General features: G+C 39.5%; 24 protein-coding genes. 16 read left to right on the top strand and 8 right to left on the bottom strand.

What is annotated here, in order from left to right:
• Window positions 1-61 precede the first annotated feature (61 nt).
• From MHI22_RS11195 to MHI22_RS11175, 5 genes are all read left to right on the top strand, one after another.
• Complete coding sequence (locus MHI22_RS11195) at window positions 62-559, top strand: NUDIX hydrolase (RefSeq protein WP_058844840.1); 498 nt, start codon at window positions 62-64, stop codon at window positions 557-559.
• A gap of 24 nt (window positions 560-583) precedes the next feature.
• Complete coding sequence (locus MHI22_RS11190) at window positions 584-2,335, top strand: sensor histidine kinase (protein WP_058844841.1); 1,752 nt, start codon at window positions 584-586, stop codon at window positions 2,333-2,335.
• Window positions 2,336-2,341: 6 nt separating this feature from the next.
• Entirely contained in the window at window positions 2,342-3,079 is a 738-nt protein-coding gene (locus MHI22_RS11185) for a LytR/AlgR family response regulator transcription factor (protein WP_340811970.1), read from the top strand.
• A gap of 118 nt (window positions 3,080-3,197) precedes the next feature.
• On the top strand, window positions 3,198-4,991 hold the full coding sequence (locus tag MHI22_RS11180; RefSeq protein WP_058844843.1) for a carbon starvation CstA family protein: 1,794 nt from the start codon (window positions 3,198-3,200) through the stop codon (window positions 4,989-4,991).
• Between the two features lie 318 nt (window positions 4,992-5,309).
• Window positions 5,310-5,639, top strand: coding sequence for a YuiB family protein (locus MHI22_RS11175; protein ID WP_036119784.1), 330 nt, complete (start codon window positions 5,310-5,312; stop codon window positions 5,637-5,639).
• 90 nt (window positions 5,640-5,729) lie between these two features.
• Here MHI22_RS11175 and MHI22_RS11170 read toward each other — a convergent pair whose 3' ends face one another.
• Window positions 5,730-6,254, bottom strand: coding sequence for a divergent PAP2 family protein (locus MHI22_RS11170; protein WP_058844844.1), 525 nt, complete (start codon window positions 6,252-6,254; stop codon window positions 5,730-5,732).
• Window positions 6,255-6,337: 83 nt separating this feature from the next.
• Here MHI22_RS11170 and MHI22_RS11165 point away from each other — a divergent pair, with 83 nt between their 5' ends.
• The 7 genes from MHI22_RS11165 (at window position 6,338) to cysI (ending at window position 13,831) form a co-directional block, all read left to right on the top strand.
• A complete protein-coding gene (locus tag MHI22_RS11165) occupies window positions 6,338-7,846 on the top strand; it encodes a leucyl aminopeptidase (RefSeq protein WP_036119791.1) in 1,509 nt (502 codons plus the stop codon).
• Between the two features lie 134 nt (window positions 7,847-7,980).
• Window positions 7,981-8,184 (top strand): hypothetical protein, encoded by a 204-nt coding sequence (locus tag MHI22_RS11160; protein WP_036119794.1) that lies wholly within the window; start codon window positions 7,981-7,983, stop codon window positions 8,182-8,184.
• Window positions 8,185-8,482: 298 nt separating this feature from the next.
• Window positions 8,483-9,256 (top strand): uroporphyrinogen-III C-methyltransferase, encoded by a 774-nt coding sequence (gene cobA / locus MHI22_RS11155; RefSeq protein ID WP_340811968.1) that lies wholly within the window; start codon window positions 8,483-8,485, stop codon window positions 9,254-9,256.
• A gap of 12 nt (window positions 9,257-9,268) precedes the next feature.
• Entirely contained in the window at window positions 9,269-10,009 is a 741-nt protein-coding gene (locus MHI22_RS11150) for a sirohydrochlorin chelatase (RefSeq protein ID WP_340811967.1), read from the top strand.
• Window positions 10,009-10,158 carry a YezD family protein gene (locus tag MHI22_RS11145; RefSeq protein WP_080717104.1) on the top strand — a complete coding sequence of 50 codons (150 nt, stop codon included), beginning with the start codon at window positions 10,009-10,011 and terminating at the stop codon, window positions 10,156-10,158. Before MHI22_RS11150 ends, MHI22_RS11145 begins: the two co-directional genes overlap by 1 nt.
• Before the next feature lie 41 nt (window positions 10,159-10,199).
• Window positions 10,200-11,993 carry an assimilatory sulfite reductase (NADPH) flavoprotein subunit gene (locus tag MHI22_RS11140; RefSeq protein ID WP_340811965.1) on the top strand — a complete coding sequence of 598 codons (1,794 nt, stop codon included), beginning with the start codon at window positions 10,200-10,202 and terminating at the stop codon, window positions 11,991-11,993.
• A gap of 122 nt (window positions 11,994-12,115) precedes the next feature.
• The gene (cysI, locus tag MHI22_RS11135; protein WP_271910784.1) at window positions 12,116-13,831 is read left to right on the top strand and encodes an assimilatory sulfite reductase (NADPH) hemoprotein subunit; all 1,716 of its coding nucleotides are present in this window, start codon (window positions 12,116-12,118) and stop codon (window positions 13,829-13,831) included.
• A gap of 577 nt (window positions 13,832-14,408) precedes the next feature.
• Here the strand turns inward: cysI and MHI22_RS11130 are convergent.
• The 4 genes from MHI22_RS11130 to MHI22_RS11115 are packed head-to-tail and all read right to left on the bottom strand — an operon-like array spanning window position 14,409 to window position 18,278.
• The gene (locus MHI22_RS11130; RefSeq protein ID WP_271910783.1) at window positions 14,409-15,479 is read right to left on the bottom strand and encodes a sulfate/molybdate ABC transporter ATP-binding protein; all 1,071 of its coding nucleotides are present in this window, start codon (window positions 15,477-15,479) and stop codon (window positions 14,409-14,411) included.
• Window positions 15,480-15,494: 15 nt separating this feature from the next.
• A complete protein-coding gene (gene cysW / locus MHI22_RS11125) occupies window positions 15,495-16,370 on the bottom strand; it encodes a sulfate ABC transporter permease subunit CysW (RefSeq protein WP_036119808.1) in 876 nt (291 codons plus the stop codon).
• A gap of 10 nt (window positions 16,371-16,380) precedes the next feature.
• Window positions 16,381-17,214, bottom strand: a complete 834-nt coding sequence (gene cysT / locus MHI22_RS11120; RefSeq protein ID WP_036119812.1) for a sulfate ABC transporter permease subunit CysT — start codon at window positions 17,212-17,214, stop codon at window positions 16,381-16,383.
• A gap of 11 nt (window positions 17,215-17,225) precedes the next feature.
• Window positions 17,226-18,278 (bottom strand): sulfate ABC transporter substrate-binding protein, encoded by a 1,053-nt coding sequence (locus MHI22_RS11115; protein WP_340812712.1) that lies wholly within the window; start codon window positions 18,276-18,278, stop codon window positions 17,226-17,228.
• Window positions 18,279-18,742: 464 nt separating this feature from the next.
• On the opposite strand from MHI22_RS11115, the gene MHI22_RS11110 reads away from it, so the two are divergent.
• The 4 genes from MHI22_RS11110 to cysC all read left to right on the top strand — a co-directional run bounded on the left by MHI22_RS11110 (window position 18,743) and on the right by cysC (window position 22,322).
• Window positions 18,743-19,444, top strand: a complete 702-nt coding sequence (locus MHI22_RS11110) for a phosphoadenylyl-sulfate reductase (RefSeq protein ID WP_036119818.1) — start codon at window positions 18,743-18,745, stop codon at window positions 19,442-19,444.
• A 12-nt stretch (window positions 19,445-19,456) separates the two neighbouring features.
• Window positions 19,457-20,521: an inorganic phosphate transporter gene (locus MHI22_RS11105; RefSeq protein WP_340811961.1), complete on the top strand. Its 1,065-nt coding sequence runs from the start codon at window positions 19,457-19,459 to the stop codon at window positions 20,519-20,521.
• A gap of 71 nt (window positions 20,522-20,592) precedes the next feature.
• Complete coding sequence (sat, locus tag MHI22_RS11100; protein ID WP_340811959.1) at window positions 20,593-21,732, top strand: sulfate adenylyltransferase; 1,140 nt, start codon at window positions 20,593-20,595, stop codon at window positions 21,730-21,732.
• The gene (gene cysC, locus MHI22_RS11095; RefSeq protein ID WP_340811957.1) at window positions 21,729-22,322 is read left to right on the top strand and encodes an adenylyl-sulfate kinase; all 594 of its coding nucleotides are present in this window, start codon (window positions 21,729-21,731) and stop codon (window positions 22,320-22,322) included. The genes sat and cysC overlap by 4 nt, the downstream gene beginning before the upstream one ends.
• Before the next feature lie 52 nt (window positions 22,323-22,374).
• Here cysC and mnhG read toward each other — a convergent pair whose 3' ends face one another.
• From mnhG to MHI22_RS11080, 3 genes are read right to left on the bottom strand one after another with little or no spacing between them, the layout of a single operon-like run.
• Entirely contained in the window at window positions 22,375-22,743 is a 369-nt protein-coding gene (gene mnhG, locus MHI22_RS11090) for a monovalent cation/H(+) antiporter subunit G (RefSeq protein WP_036119829.1), read from the bottom strand.
• Complete coding sequence (locus tag MHI22_RS11085; RefSeq protein WP_004228375.1) at window positions 22,727-23,008, bottom strand: Na(+)/H(+) antiporter subunit F1; 282 nt, start codon at window positions 23,006-23,008, stop codon at window positions 22,727-22,729. The genes mnhG and MHI22_RS11085 overlap by 17 nt, the downstream gene beginning before the upstream one ends.
• The gene (locus MHI22_RS11080; protein ID WP_340811955.1) at window positions 23,005-23,484 is read right to left on the bottom strand and encodes a Na+/H+ antiporter subunit E; all 480 of its coding nucleotides are present in this window, start codon (window positions 23,482-23,484) and stop codon (window positions 23,005-23,007) included. The genes MHI22_RS11085 and MHI22_RS11080 overlap by 4 nt, the downstream gene beginning before the upstream one ends.

Genomic DNA, 23,484 nt, shown 5'->3' with positions numbered 1-23,484 from the left:
GAATAAAAGCTTCATTCCATTGAAAGCAAGCAGGTATAATAGTTAGATAGAGGTGAAGGTTATGAAAAAAGATCGAGGAAAAATATGGTTGGGTGTATCAGGTGTTACGGTCAATGAGCTTGGACAATGGTTAGTTGTGAAAAAGGCTTATAGCGGCTTGAAAGGACGTTGGTCATTGCCAGCAGGGTTTGTCAACGCAGGTGAAACAGTGGATGAGGCGGTCATTCGTGAAATCAAAGAAGAAACAGGAATTGATTGCAGTGTATCAGGCTTAATTGGATTTAGAACGGGTGTCATCCGTGATGACATTAGTGATAATATGGCGATTTTTTATTGTCATATGCTAGATGAGCAGCAACAGGTATGCATTCAGGAAAAAGAAATACTAGAAGCCAAATGGTTGTATCCTCATGAGCTAGCACAGGATGAAACAACCTCGGTTATGTTAAAAGAAATGGCATCCAATCAATTCGAAAAACATCAATTAGAAGCGATAGAGGGGATTAATCCTGGCGATATTTTTGGTTATACCTCTTATCGACTGTTCTTTAAAAAATGATATGACTTCAGGAGGAAGGCTATGATGGAGTTATTTTTATTTATGCTGGAGCGAGTCGGTTTGATCATTGTGTTTGCCTTTTTAATGTCCAGATGGAGACTTTTTCGAGAGAAGCTGTTTCAGGAGCAAGGAAAGAAGGAGAAAATATGGCTTATCATTATCTTTAGTAGCTTATGTATTATTAGTAGCTATACAGGTATTAAAATTGAAAGCGGTACGATTCATCCTTTAAATCAGATGATACATAGTACGATCAATGCTGAGGAGGCTATTGCTAATACGAGGTTAATCGGCGTAGCCATTGCAGGTATTTTTGGTGGGCCCCTTGTAGGTGTTTGTGTAGGGATTATTGCAGGTGTTCACCGAATTACACTTGGGGGCTTTACAGCGATAGCCTGTGGTGTTTCGACGATTCTTGCTGGCTTTATGACAGGTGGATTAAGCAAACGTTTCAAAATACGTCAAACTTTTTCCTATAAGAAAGCTGTCATTATTGGAATCTGTGCGGAAACGATTCAGATGATTGTCATTTTAGTAGTCGCGAAGCCATTCGAGCAAGCTTTGCAGTTAGTATCGTTAATTGCGCTGCCAATGATTTTGATGAATGCCTTTGGGATATTTTTATTTTTCATGATTATTAAAACATTTATTGATGAGGAAGAACGGACAAAAGCTTTACAAACACATCAAGCTTTTTCGATTGCCCAACAAACGATTGAGCATTTTCGTAAGGGTTTGAATGAAGAATCATGCCAAACGGTTGCTGAAATTATTAAAAGGGAAATAAAAGTAGAGGCGGTCGCTATTACTGATAAAAAGGGCATATTGGCACATGTCGGTGTTGGTGAGGATCATCATTTAATTCATCGTGAAATTATGACAGCTCTAACGAAACGTGTATTAAAGGAAGGCGAAATTTTAATGGCTACTTCGGCAAAGGAGATTCAATGTCCACATGATGGTTGCCCATTAAGCGCTGCCATTGTTCTGCCTTTAATGGTACAGCAGCGCACTGTTGGAAGCTTAAAGCTCTATTTCACGAAAGCAGAATCTTTAACAGGAGTGAAGAAGGAGCTTGCGGAGGGCTTAAGTAGACTATTCTCCTCACAGCTCGAATATGCTGAAATTGAACAACAGCGAAAGTTATTAAAAGACGCTGAAATTAAAGCATTACAGGCACAAGTTCATCCTCATTTCTTCTTTAATAGTCTGAACACGATTTCGAGCTTGATCCGAACAGATGCAGATGCGGCAAGAGCACTATTGATCAAACTAAGCACATTTTTTAGAAGCAATTTGCAAGGAGCACGGCAAATGCTCATTCCATTAAAAAATGAAATTGATCATGTTGAGGCTTATTTATCCATTGAGCAAACAAGATTTCCTAATCGTTACGAAGTCGAATTTATGATGGATGAAACACTCTTTGATGTGCAAATTCCTCCATTTACATTACAGCCTCTTGTTGAAAATGCTATTTATCATGCCTTTAAAAACCGCAAGGAAGGCAAGATTTTTGTCAAAGTACAACGAGTGAACGATAAGCTAGTACTAGTAACGGAAGATAATGGCTGTGGTATGAGAAAAGAACAGGTGAAACAGCTCGGTAAACATATTATGCAATCGGAGCAAGGAACAGGAACGGCGTTATGGAATATTTACCAACGCATTCATGAAATTTACGGCACAGAGGCAGATTTTCATATAGCGAGTACATTGGATGTAGGAACGAAAATAATGATTCAACTGCCGCTAAAGGCGACTAGATGGGAGTAGAAAAGATTGAATGTATATATTGTGGATGATGAACCGTTGGCACGCGCTGAGTTGAGGTATTTATTAGAGCAAACAGCGTTAGTAAATGTTTGTGGCGAATCTGAAAATCTAGAGGACTTTTGCAAACAGTATGAACAGATAGATTGTGTATTTTTAGATATTGAGTTAGGAATGAATAATGGACTCGATTTAGCTAAGCAACTACTGTTAGATGCACAAAGACCCGAAATTATTTTTGCTACAGCCTATGATGAATATGCATTACAGGCATTTGAGGTCAGTGCCTTTGATTATATTTTGAAACCATTTGAGGCACAAAGAGTACAAGCTACTGTGGAAAAGCTATTAGCTAAAAAAAGAGCTGCCCAGGTAAAAACAATGGAAGAAATAAAGTTTTCACAGTTGGACAAGCTCGATAAATTAACGGTTTATGTAAACGATCGAATTTTATTAATGAAAATACAGGATATTTTATATTGTACATCTGAGGACAGTAAAACGGTGGTTGTGACAGAGCGAGGGAGATTTTTCGCTTCGGAGTCATTGGCAGCGTTAGAGAAGAAGCTGGCTTTAAAAGGTTTTGTGCGTGTCCATCGTGCGTTCATTGTTAATTTAGAGCATATTGTGGAACTAGAGCCTTGGAGTAGTTCTAAATATAATTTAATATTGCACAACAGACATTCAATTCCGGTTAGTAGGCTGTATATGAAGGATGTACGGAAAATTTTTGACCTATCAAAATAGTTGCATTTCAATAGAAGAATACGACATTTCAACTCTGATTTCTGACATTTCAGTTAATTTTATGAATATGGGGGACATTCCTTTGCTATGATGTGAAAAAAGTAAAAGGGGTGTTTGCATGAATGCGATTACAATTGTGATAGGATCTATTTGTGTTTTGGTGATTAGCTATCGTTTGTATGGCATATTCTTTACAAAAAAGGTACTCAAAATAAAAGATGATACGCCCACGCCAGCGCATGCTTTGGAAGATGGTAAGGACTATGTTCCGACGAATAAATGGGTAACCTTTGGGCATCATTTTGCAGCGATTGCCGCCGCAGGGCCGTTAGTTGGACCGATTTTAGCTGCACAGTTCGGGTATTTACCTGGACTTCTATGGTTATTAATAGGAGCGGTAATTGGTGGGGCTGTCCATGATGCTGTTGTGTTATTTGCTTCCATGCGTCATGGGGGGAAATCCTTATCAGAAGTGATGAAGGAGGAGCTTGGTCCTATTGCTGGCTTCTGTACAGGCCTTGCGATGCTATTTATTATTACGATTACTATGGCAGGTCTTTCAATGGTGGTGTTAGGAGCTTTAGAACGTAATCCATGGGGAACGTTTGCGGTAGGAATTACTATTCCAATCGCGATACTAGTAGGGATTGCTTATCGAAAAACAGGCAATTTAATTTTAACATCCACAGTAGGCTTTATTTTATTGATGATTGGCGTATTTATCGGGCCACTTATTCAAGGTACAGCATTTGGTGAATTTTTAACGTTTGACCGTGATACATTAGCTATTATCTTACCGATTTATGCCTTTTTCGCCGCTGCTTTGCCTGTATGGCTATTACTAGCCCCACGTGATTATTTAAGTAGTTTCATGAAGATTGGTGTATTTATTGCATTAATTATTGGCGTTTTCTTTGTCAATCCTGCTATTCAGTTCCCGCCGTTAACAGAATTTATTCATGGCGGTGGCCCAGTAATTGCAGGTCCTGTATGGCCATTTGTGTCTATTACGATTGCCTGCGGAGCTATTTCAGGCTTCCATGCTTTTGTAGGCTCAGGAACGACGCCTAAAATGATTGATCGTTGGGAAGATATTCGTATTGTTGGCTTTGGCGCAATGTTAGTAGAGTCATTAGTAGGCGTGATGGCCTTGATTGCAGCTACAGCCCTTCATCCAGCAGACTATTTTGCGATTAATTCAGCACCAGCTGTATTTGCCACATTAGGGATGGAGCCTGTTCATTTACAAGCCTTGTCTCAAAGCATTGGCATGGATTTAGAGGGACGAACAGGAGGCGCTGTAACCTTGGCTGTTGGAATGACAGATATCTTTACAGGCATTCCTTGGTTCGCAGAGTTATCTTCTTATTTCTATCAATTTGTAATAATGTTTGAGGCTGTCTTTATTCTAACAGCTATTGACGCAGGAACGAGAGTAGCTCGCTATTTGATTCAAGACTTTGGTGGCAATGTTTATAAACCATTGAAGCGTACCAATTGGGTACCGGGTACAATTTTTGCCAGTGCACTCGCCTGCTTTATGTGGGGCTATTTATTGTATTCGGGGGATATTAGCTCCATTTGGGTATTATTTGGTGTATCCAATCAACTGATGGCAGCTATTGGTTTAGTATGTGGAGTGACGATGGTATTGAAGGTGGCAGATAAGCGAGTTTATGCGTTAACATGCTTTATTCCATTGGCTTATTTATACGTCACTGTCAATGTTGCAGGCTATTGGATGATTAAAAATGTGTATTGGAATCCAGCAGCTGCAGGCTTCAATATGTTAAATGGCATCTTATCCGTTATTATGCTGATGCTCGGTTTATTAATCGTCATCACAGCCTTTAAAAAATGGGCACAGCTTTGGAAATCACCGAAGTTCTTGCTAGCTCAAACAGCTTCATAAAGAAACAGTAAAACTATTGAAGATTAGAAGTCCTATCTTCAATAGTTTTTTGATGATAAAAGCGGGAAAATACTCGCGATGAAGGAAGGAATACTCGCGGAAGACAGGGAAATACTCTCGATAGGAGGAGGAATACTCGCGGAAGACAAAGAAATACTCTCGGTAAGAGAAAGAATACCTGCAAAAAAAACAGGGGAATACCCGCGATAACTGAAAGATTAACTAAATATGTCGAACAAGCGAAAACAAGGATATGTTCATTGAAAGCGTTGTCGTAATCATGTAAACTAATGAGAGGAAAACGGAGGTTATACATACATGGATGGTCCAGTTTCATTAGTACAGTTAATCATTTCAATATTGTTATTTTTCGTCATGTTCTTTGGTATCGGATTTTTGTTAAATATGCTGTTACGTATGACATGGTTAATGTCGATTGTGTATCCAATCGTTGTCATCTTTATTGTAGATGAAGTAAGCTTCTTAGATTATATTTTTAAGCCAGGTTCTGCATTCCCAGCACTAATCGATAAATTACAGGCGCTACAGTTTGTAGATATTGCTATTTTATCAGGTGGTTTTGCGGGTTCCATTGTGGCAGGTATCGTGATGATTTATTTACGAAAAAGTGGATATCGAATGTTCTAACTTGCTGAGTATTCTTCTTTCAATCGAAGGAAGAATACTTTTTTTATACAAAAAAACACAACCTCCCTCTAGAGGATGTGTTTTTATTGCTTATAATATGAAAAACTCGTAGGTTATGATGGCGATAAAAATACCTGTGAGAGCCCCAAAAAATACTTCGCTTCGTTTATGACCTAATAATGTTTTTAATTCCTCCATTTTCTCCTGCCCATCCATCTGAGGCCATTTTTTTAAATCATGGAGCAATGTTTGGAAGTCCTTGCGCAGCTGATTTAATATAGCGGCATGCTGTCCTGCTTGGTAACGAACACCACTGGCATCGTACATCACAATAATGGAAAACATAGCGGCTACTGCAAAAATAGGGGATTCCAACCCCGTCTCATAAGCAATCGAGGTTGCCAGTCCAGTGACTGAGGCAGAGTGAGAGCTAGGCATACCACCCGTCGAGGTAAACAGGCTCCAATTCACTTGTCTAGTCATTAAAAAATGGATGGGGATTTTGACAAACTGTGCAAAGAGAACGGCAAAGAGGGCAATTAGTAATGGGGTATTTTGAAGTAAACTCAATTCATCACAACCTTCGCAAATAATTGCTTTTATTATAACATTCATTATTTTCTAAAAGAAGATACAGGCAAATATTACGTACTTTTCAGAAACTTCGTTATAATAGTATATGGAATGGAGGAATTTACATGCATATTGTAAAAGAAGCAAAAACATTTGAAACGATTTCTACAGAACTATTAGTGGTGGGAGTCACAAAACATCGTGAACAAATGCAGGATTGGACAAGCTTTTCATCTTTTTACGGTGAATCACTTGATACGTGGATTAGTGCTGGGGATGTATCAACAGAATTAAAGAAACTAACGAAATTGCCATTTGTGAAAGACCATGCGAACCTTAAACGTATTTTATTTGTAGGCCTGGACGAGCGTAAAAACTTAACAGAAGGTGATATTCGCGCAGCATTTGGTTTAGTAGGAAAAGAATTAAAAGCTTTAAAGGCAAAAGAGTATTCCATTTGGCTTGAATCATTTACAACAGATTCAATTGCAACTACAGATGTAGCGTTTTTAGCAGGAGAAGGAATTGGACTTGGCTATTATGCTATTCCTCATTACAAAACAACTTCAAACGAAGTAGATAAACGTATTAATGCTGTTCATCTTGTGACAATGTCAGAGGATATAGATGAGGTTGTGGCTAGCTTTGAAGTAGGTGTAATTTATGCGGATGCTGTCAATGAAGCTCGTAGTTTAATTAATCTACCACCAAATCTACTAACAGCAACTGATTTAGCCAATTATGCACAATCACTTGCAGTAGAGTATGATTTTGAAGTAGAGATTTTAGGTAAAGCTCAATTAGAGGAACTAGGTATGGGCGGTATTTTAAGTGTTAACCAAGGCTCATATGAAGAACCACGATTAATTACTTTAAAATATAAAGCGACTGAAGATTTTGAAGATCCAATTGGCCTTGTCGGTAAAGGGGTAACGTATGATACAGGTGGATATTCTTTAAAGCCAAAAGACTCAATGGTCGGTATGAAAGGCGATATGGGCGGCGCAGCAGCTGTGCTTGGAGCGATGAAAATTATCGGTGAATTACGTCCAAATAAAAATGTTGTAGCTGTTATCGGTTCTACAGATAACATGGTATCTGATACAGCATTTAAACCAGATGATGTGATTACTACGTATAGTGGGAAAACGGTTGAAGTCTTAAACACGGATGCAGAAGGACGTTTAGTTCTGGCAGATGCAACTACATATGCTAAACAGCAAGGTGCTACATCACTGATTGATGTTGCTACTTTAACTGGAGGCGTCATTACTGCGCTAGGTATGGATAAAACAGGTGCTCTTGCGAATGATGATGCATTTTTCGCAGCATTTATGGAAGCTGCAAATGAGACAGATGAATTTGTTTGGCGTATGCCTTTAACAGAGAATGATAAAAAACGAATTCGTAAATCAGATGTAGCTGATTTAAACAACTCTCCAGGTCGTGATGGTCATATGATTTTCGGTGGAGGCTTTGTAGGCGAATTTGTTGGCGATACGCCATGGATTCATTTAGATATTGCTGGCACATCTGATGCAGTGGCTATACATGATTTAGGGCCTAAAGGCGGTACTGGGGTTATGGTACGTACGCTTGCGAATTTTGTTCAACGTTTAGGGGAAGAAAAGTAAGAGAGAATGGCAATCAGCGGGAATTTGTTCTCGCTGATTTTTTGTGATTTAAGCACTAATCCCGATAGAATAGGCATTCTACATATGATAGATGTATCTTCCTTCATACGATAGAGTAAAAAGGGAGGTAGCATATGCGCAATTTCGGAGGTTACCCAGGAGGAGGATTTGGAGGCTTTATTTGGCCATTTGGTGCACCGTTTTTCGGTGGTTTTTTAGGAAGTTTCCTTGGCTCTCAATTTAATCAATATCCTTATAATCCATATTATCCAAACTATCGACCATATCAGCCAGGTCCATATTTTCGACCAGGTCCACGGTATCGCAGACCTTGGTAAGCACATAAAACGATCAACCAGTTGCCCTATAATCGGCAACTGGTTTTTGTTGTGCCTTACGAAGTAGCAAATTGGGTGTTGACAGAATATACTAAATTATTTATTATTCTTATTATATTACTAAGAATTAAATAGGTGGCTGACTAGCAAACTAGAGGCTTTTATTGTTCATAGGCATTGTTGTGCCTAAGGATAATATTGGCCTCTTTTATTATCTTGATTCAATAAGTGTTTTTTGAACCACCAAGTACAGAAGACTCCCTCCACTATAAATAGAGGATAGAAGGAGTGAAACGGAATGGGGAAAGTTTATATCGTAGGTGCAGGTCCTGGAGATGTTGACCTCATTACGGTCAAAGGATTACGTTGTATTGAATGTGCTGACATTATTTTATATGACAGACTCATTAATAAAGAGCTATTGGATTATGCCAAGCAAGACGCTAAATTGATTTTTTGTGAGAAATTACCACAACAGCATGCAATGATTCAAGAGCAGATCAACCAGACTCTTGTCAATTATGCACAGCAAGGGTATGTCGTGACAAGATTAAAAGGAGGAGACCCGTTTGTCTTTGGTAGAGGGGCTGAGGAAGCTGAGGTACTAGCTAAGCATCAGATTCCATTTGAAATTGTACCTGGCATTACTTCAGGTATAGCAGCGCCAGCGTATGCAGGCATTCCTGTTACACATCGGGCATTAGGTTCAAGTTTTGCCATGGTTACGGGGCATATGCAGGATGGGAAAGAAGATGCGATACGTTGGGAAAGTCTTGCGAAGGGAATTGACACGATTGCCATTTATATGGGGGTTGGTAATCTGCCATACATTCGTCAGCAATTACTCAAATATGGCCGTGATGAAAATACGCCTGTGGCTGTTATTCATTGGGGCACATTAGCCACAAAGCAACAAACCGTTACGGGTACTTTAGCTACAATTGAAGAAATTGTGTGTACGGAAACTATTCAAAACCCTAGCATCATATTAGTAGGGAAAGTTGTGACACTAAGAGAAACAATTCAATGGTTTGAGCATAACACGCCACAGCCAGCCCAAATAACGAGGTAAGGATGTGGAATGATGCAAGCAATTTTATATATTGCACACGGCAGCCGAGTCAAGGCAGGCGTAGAGCAGGCCGTAACGTTTCTTCAACGCGTGCAACAGGAAGTTCATGTATCCATTCAAGAAGTCTGCTTTTTGGAGCTTGCAACACCGACCATTGCTGAAGGAATTGAGAGCTGTATTCGAAAAGGTGCAACAGCGATTGCAGTGATGCCCATTTTACTACTAGCTGCCCAACACGCCAAACAAGATATTCCGAAAGAAGTGGCAAAAGCTCAAAAGCAATATCCATCTGTAAAGTTTACTTATGGTGAGCCTCTTGGAATCCATGAACGATTAATTGACTCATTACAAGCTAGGATAATAGAAAAACAGCAACCTAAGTTTGATGCAAGTGTTTTACTCATAGGGCGTGGGAGTAGTGATCCAGCCGTCAAAAGAGATCTAGCAAAAATTGCAGCAAAGTTACGTACTAAATATCACTATAAAGTTGTTGATACATGCTTTTTATATGGGATGGGACCGACTTTTGAAGACTGGCTCCAACAAGAAAAAGGGAAGCAACGGCAAGTCTTTATTGTACCGTATTTATTATTTACAGGTATTTTAAGGAAAAGTATTGCCAAGCGAATACAGAGTTTTGACAGCCAAGATATCGTGCTTTGTGAAAGCTTAGGCTACGATGACAATGTGAAAAAGGTGTTAGTGGAACGTATTGATGAATTATTACATTTTAAAGAGGAAGGTGTTTCGTAATGGTAGATAAAAGAGCTGAAAACGTAAATCTAGCATTAGAGAATGTCCGCCAAATGTTAAATACTGTGAACCACGGATCAATTACATTAATTGTACAAAATGCTTACGTGGTTCAAATTGAAAAAAAGGAAAAAATCAGGCTTCGATAATCTAAAAAATGAAATGATGATGATTCGTGAGGTGGCAAAGATTGAAATTGCAAGTAATAAACAGTCCATTTAATGAAGAGCAGGTGAAGTTATTAAATGAGCTTCTTCCTAAATTAACAACCGAACAAAAAATTTGGCTTAACGGTTATTTAAGTGCACCACTAGCAATGTTGGAGGCAAGTGAGGAACAGCCAACACCAGCAGCCCAACCCATTACCCAAACAATGACCATTTTATATGGCTCTCAAACAGGCAATAGTCAAGGGTTAGCTGAAAAATATGCAGCTGCTTTAAAAGCTCAACATGTAGAGGTTACTATCTCATCATTAGGAAAATTTAAAGCAACTAATTTAAAAAAGATAACAAATCTTTTACTGATTGTTAGTACACATGGGGAAGGTGATCCACCAGATCAAGCGATACAATTCTATGAGTTTTTGCACAGTAAGCGCGCACCTAAGCTAGAGCATCTACAGTATTCGGTCCTTGCTTTAGGGGATAGCTCCTATGAATTTTTCTGTAAAACGGGGAAGGATTTCGATGAGCAATTCGCTAAATTAGGTGCAACAAGAATGGTTCCCCGAACTGATTGTGATGTGGATTATGACGACGCAGCTGCACAGTGGTTCTCAGCAGTTCAACAAAAATTTCTGCAGCAAGCAACTGCTGTGGGGTCTACTTCAACATCAAACGAAGACACGCAACTACTAGAAGAATCTACATATTCAAGAAAAAATCCATTTTACGCTGAAGTACTTGAAAATCTGAATTTAAATGGTCGTGGCTCGAATAAAGAGACACGTCATCTTGAATTATCAATTGAGGGAGCCCATTTTCATTTTGAACCTGGAGATAGCATTGGCATTCTGCCAGAGAATGATGAGCAATTAGTCCATACATTGCTGGCAGCCCTTCAATTCAATCCAGAAACGGAAGTGACTGTTTTTGAGGAAACGGTAGCATTGAAGGATGCGTTACAGAAAAAATTAGAGATTACGGTGTTATCTAGGCCTTTACTCGAAAAAATAGGTGCTTATACAGAGCATCAACAATTTTTAAAGCTATTTGAGGAACCGAATGCTTGGAAGGGCTATGCAAAAGGTAGAGATTTACTTGATGTGGTAAAGGATTTTGCACCATTTACATGGAGTGCTCAGCAATTTGTAGAGATGCTACGTAAAATTCCAGCACGACTTTATTCCATCGCTAGTAGCCAAAAGGCCAATAACGAAGAAGTTCATTTAACCATTGGAAAGGTTAGCTACGAGACAGCTGGCAGAAAACGTTTGGGTGTTTGTTCTGGCAGTGTAGCAGAACACGTTCAAATTGGTGATACATTACCAATCTATGTTCATAAAAACCCGAACTTCAGATTACCAGAGAATGAAGATACGCCAATTATTATGATTGGAGCAGGTACAGGAGTTGCCCCGTATCGAGCTTTCCTAGAGGAGCGAGAAGAGTTAGGGATTGAGGGGAAAGCGTGGCTTATTTTTGGCGACCAGCATTTTGTTACGGACTTTCTTTATCAAACGGATTGGCAACGTTGGCTTGCATCGGGCACATTAAGCCAAATGCATGTAGCCTTTTCACGAGATACCGACCAAAAAGTATATGTTCAGCATAAATTACAAGAAAATGCGGCGAGCTTTTATGAATGGCTTGAGCAGGGTGCTGTCATTTATGTGTGTGGTGATAAGCAGTCGATGGCAGCTGATGTGGATGCAACCATTCATCACATCATTGAGCAGCAAGGGCAGAAAACACCAGAGGAAGCAAAAATCATTGTGAATGAATTAAAACAGCAGAAACGCTACCAACGTGACGTTTACTAACTGTATTTAGCATGAGTTCTTTAGCAAATGATTCCTCTAGTGAGGCTCGTACCTTAGCTAAAAAGCACAGCCCCAGATGGAAGCCAAAACGCCAAGGTGAAGGATTAAAGGAGCGATCAAGAATGACAGAAAAGATAGTTTTACCTCCACAGCCTGGAGAACCAAGTGATGTAGAGCGCATTAAGACTGACAGTAATTACCTACGTGGTACGCTTGAACGTACCATGAATGATCCATTAAGCTCTGGTATTCCAGAGGATGATAACCGTCTCATGAAATTCCATGGTAGTTATTTACAGGATGATCGAGATCTGCGCAATGAACGTCAACGTCAAAAGCTGGAGCCTGCTTATCAATTTATGGTGCGTGTACGAACACCAGGTGGCGCAGCTACACCAGCACAATGGCTAGTCATGGATGAAATGGCTAGAACGTATGGTAATGGCTCTTTAAAGTTAACAACACGTCAAGCATTTCAAGTACATGGTATTTTAAAATGGAATGTCAAAAAATATATGCAGGAAATCAATGAGGTACTATTGGATTCTCTGGCAGCTTGTGGAGATGTAAACCGCAATGTGATGTGTAATGTGAATCCAAACCAATCGGCATTGCATGAAGAGGTTTACAACTGGTCTGCCAAACTAAGTGAGCATTTATTACCTCGAACACGGGCTTACCATGAATTGTGGTTGGATGGGGAAAAGGTGATAGATAGTCAGGATGAAGAAATTGAACCGATTTACGGAGCACAATATTTGCCTCGTAAATTTAAAATAGGGATTGCGATTCCACCAAGTAATGACGTGGATGTTTTTTCACAAGATATTGGACTTATTGCCATCGTTGAAAAAAATCAGCTTATTGGCTTTAATGTAGCTGTTGGTGGAGGAATGGGCATGACCCATGGTGACCATGAAACCTATCCACAGCTTGCTCGTTTAATTGGCTTTATTACGCCAGATAAATTATTGGAAACAGCAGAGAAAATTATTACGATACAGCGTGATTATGGGAATCGTTCTGTGCGCAAAAATGCACGTTTTAAATACACGATCGATGCAAGAGGGCTTGCCTGGTTCCAAGAAGAATTAACACGTCGGCTAGGCTGGGAAATTCAGCAGGCTCGTCCCTATACATTTGAGCGTACTGGTGATGAATTTGGCTGGATTAAAGGGGCAGATGGTCATTGGCATTACACGTTATTTATTCAAAATGGTCGTATAAAAGACTTTGAAGATTATCAGCTGTTAACAGGATTACGCGAAATAGCTAAAGTACACACAGGTGATTTTCGCCTAACACCGAACCAAAATTTAATGATTAGCAATGTGACTCCAGAAAAAAAGAAAAAAATTAATACGATTATTGAACAATACAAACTAACAGATGGTGCGCATTATTCTGCCTTACGTCGCAATTCCATTGCCTGTGTTTCTTTACCAACCTGTGGTTTAGCAATGGCGGAAGCAGAACGCTATTTACCTTCGCTCATTACGAAGCTTGATGCCATTATCGATGAGGCAGGATTAAATGAAACAGAAATTGTTATACGCATGTCTGGCTGTCCAAACGGCTGTTCACGTGCAGCTATGGCTGAAATCGGCTTTATCGGTAAAGGACCAGGGAAATATAATATGTATTTAGGGGCAAGTTTTACAGGCAACCGATTGAATAAAATCTATCGTGAAAATATTGGCGAAGAAGAAATATTAGCAGAGCTTCGACCAATTCTTCTGCATTTTGCGAAGGAGCGTTTAGAGGGGGAGCATTTTGGTGACTTTGTTATTCGTGCTGGATATGTGACAGCTGTTAATGATGGGAGAGAATTTCACTAATGATTAAAGCCATGTAGCAAATTGCTTTGCTACATGGCTTGTTGTTGAAAAAAGGTGATGTCAATAGCAAAAAAAGAACCTTTAGCAAGGCGAGAGGTTGATTTCCGTTCCGCCAGCGTCCTTTCCAGGGGGCGTCCGATGAGCCGCTTCACTCACTGCGTTTCGCTCCAGGGTCTCACCTGTGGACGCTAAATCCCCTAGGAGTGACGCTGGCTCCACTCCAACCAACCATGTGGTAAAAGTGTCTTTTCCTTCTCTTTCATACGAGCCGTAGTGAACAAAATAGCCCATTATTTGTAGAGAAAGGATAGCCTCTTATTTTCAATGTAGAGAAGTGATGAGTGACAACATCCCTCCATAAAGAGTAGTGAATACCTTCACTTTAGTTGAAAGCCTTTGCTAACAAGAAACATTTTTATGGATTGGAGCGGTAGCGGAGGAAGCGGCTCGGCTCTCGCCCACAGGAAAGCAAGTAGTCTGCAATGGAAATCTATTTTCACATTTCACAAAAATACTATTAATGGTTTTGTTTTTTCAACACTGAGCCATGTAGCAAATTGCTCTGCTACATGGCTTTTTAAATGGAGTAATCTTCGGGGGTAAATACTTTTAATTGTTTTGGCTTTACAAATACTTGATCGCCAACTTTAAGCTGTAGGTGGAAAAATTGTTCTTTTGATAACTCCGCCTCTAAAAATTCATCAAGATCCTCACGGCGTAGCTCAATTTGGACAATAGGTCCTAGCAAATGAATATGACTGATTTTAACAGGAACTGTCCCTGGAATACTTGTTTTTTCGATATGAATGTCATGAGGGCGTACATAGCCAATTACGTTATCATTCGTATGTGTGAGGGCATCTGGTACATCCAGTGCAACTTCGCCTTGCATGAGCTTACCATTATGTAAGCGACCTTTAAAAAGATTGACATTGCCCAAGAAGTCATAAACAAATGGACTATTTGGGTTCGTATACACCTCATCTGGGCTGCCAATTTGTTCGATTTTGCCATTATTCATTACGACAATGCGATCCGCTACATCTAGTGCTTCCTCCTGGTCGTGTGTCACAAATATACTGGTAATATGAAATTCATCATGCAACTTTCTTAGCCAGCGACGTAATTCCTTGCGAACTTTTGCATCAAGTGCTCCGAACGGTTCATCCAATAAAAGAACCTTAGGCTCTACAGCAAGGGCTCTTGCCAGTGCTACACGTTGCCGTTGCCCCCCTGAAAGCTGTGTTGGATATCGATTAGCGTAATTTTCGAGTTTGACTAGTTGCAATAATTCCATCACTTTATTTGTTATTTCTTGTTTTGAGGGTCTGCTTTTTCGCGGGCGAACCTTTAGCCCATATGCGACATTATCAAAGACTGTCATATGACGAAAAAGGGCATAATGCTGAAAGACAAAGCCCACATTGCGCTCCTTTGGATGTCGATTGGTTATGGACTGACCATCAAATAAGATGTCACCAACATCAGTGGTTTCCAGCCCCGCAATCACACGTAATAAAGAGGTTTTTCCCGAACCAGAAGGGCCGAGCAGTGCTACTAGCTCCCCTGACTGAATATGAACTGATATATCCTCTAAGGCTTGGAAAGCACCATATTTTTTGGATATGTTTTGAATTTGTATACTCAACGTGACCATCTCCTTTTAACTAGATTTTGATTTCCATGCGATTATATCTTTCACAACTAATGTAAAGATGGCCATAACACTCATTAAGGAGGCAACAGCAAAGGCTGCTGAAAATTGATATTCATTATAGAGAATTTCAATATGAAGTGGCATCGTATTGGTCATGCCACGGATATGACCTGATACAACAGAGACCGCCCCAAATTCCCCGATGGCTCGTGCATTACATAAAATCAAACCATAGAACAATCCCCATTTAATATTGGGCAATGTAACATACCAAAATGTTTTAAAGCCGTTGGCACCAAGTGAAATGGACGCTTCCTCCTCAGATGTGCCCTGTGTTTGCATGAGTGGTATTAACTCACGTGCAACAAAGGGTAAAGTGACGAAAATAGTGGCGAGGACAATGCCAGGCAAGGCAAAAACAATTTTAATATCATGTGCGAACAGCCAATCACCGAAAAGTCCCTGTGAACCAAACAATAAAATAAATACTAGTCCTGCGATAACAGGGGAGACGGCAAATGGTAAATCAACGATGGTAAGTAATAGATTTTTCCCTTTAAAATTAAACTTTGTAAGGGCCCATGCAGCCATTACGCCAAAAAGAGCATTAAGTGGTACAGCAATAGCTACAACCGTTAACGTAAGCTTAATAGCAGCTAACGCATCTGGATGTGTAATAGCAGCAAAATAAACGTCGGCTCCCTTTTGAAAGGCTGTAATAAAAATAGATAGTAAAGGTAGTACGATAAAGAAAGCTAAAAAAGCTAAGGCAATGAACGTTAACGAATAGCGAACAATACGGGGCTCCTGTAATGCAGCAGACTTTGGGGCTGCTTTATTTTTCTCACTACTAGCCTGCTGAATAAATGTTGATTGTTCCATGTGGTACCTCCTACTGTACAAAACGACGATTGGCTAGCCATTGGATTAAGTTGATGGTGAACAACAGAATAAAGGATGTCACAAGCATGACAACTGCTATTGCGGTAGCACCTGCATAATCATATTGTTCTAGCTTCGTCATAATAATTAACGGTGTAATTTCTGTTTTCATCGGCATATTTCCTGCAATGAAAACAACGGAGCCATATTCACCAAGTGCACGGGCAAAGGCTAATGAAAAGCCAGTTAAAATGGCAGGTAATAGCTCTGGCAGAATGACTTTACTGAAGGTTTGTAAACGATTGGCACCAAGACTTGCCGAAGCTTCCTCGACCTCAGCGCTAATATTTTGTAATACGGGTTGGACTGTACGTACTACAAAAGGTAGCCCGATAAATGTTAACGCGATCATAATACCAAGAGGTGTAAAGGCAATTTTAAAATCAAAAAATTGACCGATCCAGCCATTTGGCGCATAGAGTGATGTTAAAGCAATACCAGCAACAGCAGTAGGCAAGGCAAAGGGTAAATCTACTAGCCCATCAATGATTCGTTTAAATGGAAATTGATAGCGAACGAGAACCCATGCGATAATGGTGCCGAAAAGTACATTTAGTAAGCCCGCAATCAATGCTGTGCTGAAGCTCACTTTATAAGAGGCAACAGCACGAGGCTCTGTAATGATAGCGATAAACTCAGTCCAGCTTAAGGACATGGTATGAATGAAAATCATTGAAAGTGGTAGTAACACTAGTAAACTAACATAGAGCATTGTATAACCAAGAGACAGATGAAAGCCTGGAATTATTCGCCGTGATTTTTTAGGAAGGATTAACTGACTCATCAAAACGCTCCTTATTGTGGTACATATATTTCATCAAAGGTACCACCATCTTTAAAATGGGTAGCTTGTGCTTGTGACCAACCGTCAAAATCATCAATGGACACAAGTTCAAGCTGAGGAAATTGCTCTTTATATTTTGCTAGAATGGTTTCATTACGTGGTCGATAATAGTTTTTTGCCGCAATTTCTTGCCCGATATCACTATATAAATGTTGTAAGTAAGCTTCCGCAACTTCACGTGTCCCTTTTTTATCAACGATTTTGTCAACAACTGCAACTGGTGGCTCTGCCAAAATACTTAATGATGGTGTGATGATTTCAAATTCGTCCTTCCCTAATTCATTTAAAGATAAGTAGGCTTCATTTTCCCATGCAATTAAGACGTCTCCAATCTTTCGTTCTACGAATGTCGTTGTAGCACCACGAGCGCCAGAATCTAATACTTCAACATTGCTATAGAGTGATTTCATAAATTTTTTTATTTTTGTTTCATCATTGTTATATAACTTTCCAGCATAAGCCCAAGCCGCTAAGTAGTTCCAACGTGCACCACCAGATGTTTTGGGGTTGGGTGTAATGACCGACACATCTTCTTTAATTAGATCATCCCAGTCTTGAATGTTTTTTGGATTCCCTTTGCGTACTAAAAACACAATAGTCGATGTATAGGGGGTCGAGTTATAATCAAATTCTGTCTGCCAATCTTTATTCAATAGCTCGCGTGTTTGAGCAATTTCGTCTATATCGTAAGCTAGTGCAAGGGTGACAACGTCAGCTTCGAGACCATCGATCACAGCTCGACCTTGTTTGCCAGATCCACCATGTGATTGATTGATTTTGACATCTTGACCTGTTTCGTCTTTCCATTTTTTTATAAAATCCTTGTTAAATTCATCGTAAAGCTCGCGTGTTGGGTCATAGGAAACATTGAGTAGTTCTACAGACTTCTTTGCTTCCTGACCACTTGCTTTTTCATCTGAATTAGCACTTCCACAGCCAGTTAAACTTAACGTTACTGCAGCTAATAGTGCTAACGTTTGGAGAACATAGCTCCTTTTTTTCATATCATTTCGCTCCTTTTCCATCTAAAGAATGCAAAAAGCCATCCCCCATAATGTTATGACTTCATGGGTAGATGGCCTTCAGATTCTCTGATCAGCAACTTATTATTTATGTCAAAGCTTTAATAATACATTAAACATATATTTCCTATTAGTCAACAAGGAATTAAATAAAAAATTAATTATTTTGAAAATGAATATAACGGTCACTAGATACCACTCATTCTATGCAGGAAGGAACTGAAAAAATGGGTGGATGAAAAAGATATGTCAAAAAACCTAGTTGACTACTTGGTGTATTTTAGTATATATTTGGTAATAAGAAGAATGATTGTGGTACGAGGTAGCAAATACTAGTGAACAATCATTAAATAAAGAGCTGGCTAGTCAAACTAGAGGCGTTTTAACAAAGACCTGTTTTACTGTGTCTATTGTTAAAATGCCTTTTTTGCTATGAGGGGGATTTGATGTTAACGTACGAAAATTGGCAAGAACCGATTATTGATTTTCAAGTCGATGATCTGTATAAGGGTGCACTGGAAGTTTTACAGTGGGGCTATCGAGAATATGGAGAGGAAATCGTCTATGCATGTAGCTTTGGCATTGAGGGTATTGTCTTAATTGATCTCATTTCAAAGGTAAAACCAGATGCTACAATTGTTTTTTTAGATACAGATGTCCATTTTAAAGAAACCTATGAAACGATTAATAGAGTCAAAGAAAAATATCCACAACTAAACATTGTCATGAAGAAGCCTATCCTTACATTAGAACAACAAGCTGCTCAATATGGTGATGAGCTTTGGAAGTCCAATCCAAATAAATGCTGTGACATTCGCAAGATAAAACCTTTGCATGAAGCCTTGTCAGGTAACAAGGCTTGGATATCTGGCTTGCGGCGTGAACAATCGCCAACACGTCAACAGACAAACTTTCTAAATCGGGACGATAAATTTAAATCGATTAAAGTTTGTCCACTGATTCATTGGACATGGAAGGATGTCTGGCGCTATGTTTCTAAGCACAATCTGCCATACAACCCATTGCATGATCAAGGTTATCCGAGTATCGGCTGTGAGCATTGTACAAAGCCAGCATTTACGATGGATGATTTACGTTCAGGACGATGGCAAGGTTCTGGTAAAACGGAGTGTGGTTTACATGAATAAAGGAGTTTTGCCATGCTTGAATATTTTGCAATAGCTATTAGTTTATTTTTTGCGATGAATATAGGGGCAAGCGGAGCAGCAGCCTCAATGGGCGTTGCTTACGGTGCAGGTGCCATCAAAAAAGCTTGGCAAGCATTACTATTATGTGCAATAGGTGTCTATAGTGGAGCTGTATTAGGCGGAGGAGAGGTTGTCAAAACGATTAGCTCAGGCATTATGCCGCAGGACTATATTACGGTAAAGGTTGTCATCATTATCCTAATTTCGGCGACAAGCTCCTTATTTTTCGCCAATCTTTTAGGTATCCCCTTATCAACGAGCGAAGTAACGGTTGGCGCTGTTGTTGGAGTAGGAATAGCCTATAAAGTATTATTCGTGCGTTCATTGCTAGTTATCATATCATTTTGGATCATTGTACCGCTTGTCGCCTTTGTCATTGCACTTGTCTTTGGAAAATTATTATATAAATTACAAAACAGAGGGCTGCTAAAAGATCGTCCGATTTTAACGGTTCTGCTCGTATTAGCTGGATTTTTCGAAGCCTTTTCAGCTGGCATGAACAATGTCGCCAATGCTGTTGGACCACTTGTTGGTGCAGGGATGATAGATGTTACGATGGGCATTGTCCTAGGTGGGGCATTTGTGGCACTAGGTGCTATGCTACTTGGCAAACGGGTGCTTGAAACCAATGGTAAAAAAATTGTGCGCTTTCAAAAGGCAGAAGGAATCTTAATTTCTAGTACAGGTGCCCTTCTTGTTGGCGTAAGCTCGCTTTTTGGGCTTCCAGTTCCTTTAACACAAGTAACATCTTCATCCATCATCGGGATGGGCATGGCGAAGAATGGAAAACAAATTTTCCATCAGCATATTGTCAAAAAAATCATTCGGATTTGGATTGTATCGCCTATCTTTTCGTTAGCTATTTCGTACTTTTTAGTGCAGCTATTTTTAGAAAAGGACCTCTATGCCATTATTTTGATTGGCACTATTATTGTTGGGACACTAGGTGTCATTAGCCTAATGCGGACGATGCGAGAAGAAGAGCAGTCCATTTATGACGCAGGTGAAGGCATATAAATTGAATCATGCTAGAACTACTATTTTGACTATAAAACTTAGTATTTAACTAGAAGTAGGAGGAGATTTTCATGAGTTTACAACCACATGGTGGGCTTCTTGTGCAAGCGTTTAACCCAGAAAAGGAGATAGCAACCATTCACAAGGAAATTGAGCTGGATGCTATTTCTTTAAGTGATTTAGAGTTAATTGCGATAGGTGGCTATAGCCCAATTGAAGGCTTTTTAACACAAGAAGATTATGAGTCAGTTGTGGAACAAAGTCGCTTAGCATCAGGCGTAGTATGGAGTATTCCGATTACATTACCTGTTACACAAGAAAAAGCAGCTACGATACAGCCTGGTGATGAGGTGAAACTGGTCTATCAAGATGAAGTTTATGGCGTTATTGAAGTAGTTGATATTTATGAGCCGAATAAACAAAAAGAGGCTTTGCTTGTATATGGGACAGAGGATTTAGCACATCCAGGAGTTCAAAAGCTTCATGACCGACCTGCTATTTATGTCGGTGGAAAAATTACCTTAATCAAACGTATCGCACAACAATTTCCTGCGTATTCGTTTGATCCCGTAGAAACACGTCAATTATTTGCCGACAAGGGATGGAAAACAATTGTTGGCTTCCAAACTCGTAATCCAGTTCATAGGGCGCATGAATATATTCAAAAGGCAGCGCTTGAAACGATTGATGGGTTATTTTTAAATCCACTTATTGGTGAAACAAAATCGGATGATGTGTCAGCTACAATACGTATGGAGAGCTATGAGGTTTTATTGAAAAGCTACTATCCTGAAAGCCGTGTACAATTAGGCGTTTTTCCTGCCGCAATGCGTTATGCTGGGCCAAAGGAGGCCATTTTCCATGCGCTTGTAAGGAAAAATTATGGCTGTACCCATTTTATTGTTGGTCGTGACCATGCAGGTGTAGGTGATTATTATGGTACGTACGATGCACAAAAGATTTTTGAACAGTTTACGGAAGATGAATTAGGAATAGTGCCATTAAAATTCGAACATAGTTTTTATTGCCAGCGATGTGAGGGGATGGCTACTACCAAAACGTGTCCGCATGATGGCTCTGCCCATGTTATTCTATCAGGAACGAAAGTACGTGAAATGCTTCGTAATGGAGAAGTACCACCTAGTACATTTAGCCGCAAAGAAGTTGTAGATGTATTAATCAAAGGCATGCGTAAGGAGGTAGTTAAATGAGTTCAAATATTGTTTGGCATGAAGCCTCCATTACGAAAGAGGAACGTCGTTCAAAAAACAAACATCAAAGCTTTATTTTATGGTTTACGGGATTATCTGCTTCAGGGAAATCATCCGTGGCCAATGCTTTTGCCCGTCGATTATTTGAACGGGGCAATCAAGCCTTCGTTTTAGATGGTGATAATGTACGCCATGGCTTGAATAAGGATTTAGGATTTGATGAGTTCGGACGAAAGGAAAATATTCGCCGAATAGGGGAAGTTTCTAAGCTATTTATTGAAAGTGGTCAAATAGTGCTAACCGCTTTTATTTCACCTTATCGAGAAGATCGTCAAGTAGTACGTGGACTTGTAGACGACGGTGAATTTTTAGAGGTCTATGTAAAGTGTTCAGTAGAAACATGTGAAAAAAGAGATCCGAAAGGTTTATATAAAAAGGCAAGGAATGCTGAAATTACGAATTTTACAGGTATTAGTGCCCCATATGAAGAACCAGAGAATCCAGAAATTATTTTGAACACAGAACAGCATTCCATCGAGGAGTGTGTTGAACAACTGACGAAGATTTTAACTTTGAAGGGATACATTTAAAGAAATTAAAAGAACTGCTCGACAGTAGTACGAACGAGCAGTTCTTTTATGTTTATTTTACATTTTGTTCCTTTTTCATTCTGTCAATTTCAGGACCTAACTCATCACGTACTGTACCTTTCCAAGGCTTTACACCAGCGATATAGGAAGAACGAGTCATAATGTGTCCCCCTACAGGACCAGTGATGAAGAGGAACAGTATCCCTAGTAAAATTCGGGGATTGAAATGATCTTCTATTAGCCAAAAGTGAAAGAATACCCCAATCAATACACACATGACACCCAGTGTTGCACTTTTAGAAGCGGCATGGGCACGCGTATACAAATCAGGTAAGCGGACAAGTCCGATAGCTGTGACGACGATAAACAGTACGCCAACAGAAATGAAAAAGATAACTAAGCTATTAGCGAGAATTGTCACGTTTAATGATATCTCCTTTCTCTATGAATTTAGAGAAAGCCATTGTCCCGATAAACGATAAAATCGCAAGCAATAAAATAATTTCTAGAAAGAAGCTTGTTTCCACTAAAATCGAAAATAGTCCAATAAGAGAAATAAGTGAAACACCAAGTGAATCCAAAGCGACAACACGATCAGATGCAGAAGGGCCTTTTACCATTCGGTAAATAACTGCAATCATCGATAAGCAAATCACTACGATCACAGCAATAATAAATGTTGTCATGATTTACTCACCTCCAAAATCGCTTTCTCAAATGAATCTCGAATGGAAGCAACAGCTTCATCCACATCATTAATATCAATCGCATGTACATACAATGTTTTCGCATCATCTGATACATGCACTACCACTGTTCCGGGTGTTAACGTAATAAGACTTGATAATAAAGTGATTTCCCAGTCTTCGGTTAAAACAGTAGGATAGGCAAAAAAGGCAGGTTGCATGTCCAATTTAGGCTTTAACACGACCTTTAAAACTTGCACATTGGCTAATATTAACTCTTTAAAAAACAGCAAAGTCAGTTTAATAAGGGCCCATAAGCGGTAGACATAAAGACGTGATTTGAAAAATCTTCGCATGATGATAAGTAAAATGATCCCCATGATGAACCCTATGATAAAGCCAGCTGCTGTGTAACTAGAGGAGAGGAACATCCAGACGAAGGCAAGTACAAAATTTAAAATCATTTGAAATGCCAT

It is taken from the genome of Lysinibacillus sp. FSL L8-0312 (assembly GCF_038003285.1).
Classification (GTDB): Bacteria; Bacillota; Bacilli; order Bacillales_A; family Planococcaceae; genus Lysinibacillus; species Lysinibacillus fusiformis_D.
The sequence above is the reverse complement of the archived record's forward strand: the minus strand, read 5'-3'. Positions and strand labels throughout refer to the sequence as shown.

Coding starts and splice junctions, on each gene's coding strand:
- MHI22_RS11195 (WP_058844840.1), top strand. CDS start 62: ATGAAAAAAGATCGAGGAAAAATATGGTTGGGTGTATCAGGTGTTACG.
- MHI22_RS11190 (WP_058844841.1), top strand. CDS start 584: ATGGAGTTATTTTTATTTATGCTGGAGCGAGTCGGTTTGATCATTGTG.
- MHI22_RS11180 (WP_058844843.1), top strand. CDS start 3,198: ATGAATGCGATTACAATTGTGATAGGATCTATTTGTGTTTTGGTGATT.
- MHI22_RS11175 (WP_036119784.1), top strand. CDS start 5,310: ATGGATGGTCCAGTTTCATTAGTACAGTTAATCATTTCAATATTGTTA.
- MHI22_RS11170 (WP_058844844.1), bottom strand. CDS start 6,254: ATGAATGTTATAATAAAAGCAATTATTTGCGAAGGTTGTGATGAATTG.
- MHI22_RS11165 (WP_036119791.1), top strand. CDS start 6,338: ATGCATATTGTAAAAGAAGCAAAAACATTTGAAACGATTTCTACAGAA.
- MHI22_RS11160 (WP_036119794.1), top strand. CDS start 7,981: ATGCGCAATTTCGGAGGTTACCCAGGAGGAGGATTTGGAGGCTTTATT.
- cobA (WP_340811968.1), top strand. CDS start 8,483: ATGGGGAAAGTTTATATCGTAGGTGCAGGTCCTGGAGATGTTGACCTC.
- MHI22_RS11150 (WP_340811967.1), top strand. CDS start 9,269: ATGCAAGCAATTTTATATATTGCACACGGCAGCCGAGTCAAGGCAGGC.
- MHI22_RS11145 (WP_080717104.1), top strand. CDS start 10,009: ATGGTAGATAAAAGAGCTGAAAACGTAAATCTAGCATTAGAGAATGTC.
- cysI (WP_271910784.1), top strand. CDS start 12,116: ATGACAGAAAAGATAGTTTTACCTCCACAGCCTGGAGAACCAAGTGAT.
- cysW (WP_036119808.1), bottom strand. CDS start 16,370: ATGGAACAATCAACATTTATTCAGCAGGCTAGTAGTGAGAAAAATAAA.
- cysT (WP_036119812.1), bottom strand. CDS start 17,214: ATGAGTCAGTTAATCCTTCCTAAAAAATCACGGCGAATAATTCCAGGC.
- MHI22_RS11115 (WP_340812712.1), bottom strand. CDS start 18,278: ATGAAAAAAAGGAGCTATGTTCTCCAAACGTTAGCACTATTAGCTGCA.
- MHI22_RS11110 (WP_036119818.1), top strand. CDS start 18,743: ATGTTAACGTACGAAAATTGGCAAGAACCGATTATTGATTTTCAAGTC.
- MHI22_RS11105 (WP_340811961.1), top strand. CDS start 19,457: ATGCTTGAATATTTTGCAATAGCTATTAGTTTATTTTTTGCGATGAAT.
- sat (WP_340811959.1), top strand. CDS start 20,593: ATGAGTTTACAACCACATGGTGGGCTTCTTGTGCAAGCGTTTAACCCA.
- cysC (WP_340811957.1), top strand. CDS start 21,729: ATGAGTTCAAATATTGTTTGGCATGAAGCCTCCATTACGAAAGAGGAA.
- MHI22_RS11085 (WP_004228375.1), bottom strand. CDS start 23,008: ATGACAACATTTATTATTGCTGTGATCGTAGTGATTTGCTTATCGATG.
- MHI22_RS11080 (WP_340811955.1), bottom strand. CDS start 23,484: ATGGCATTTCAAATGATTTTAAATTTTGTACTTGCCTTCGTCTGGATG.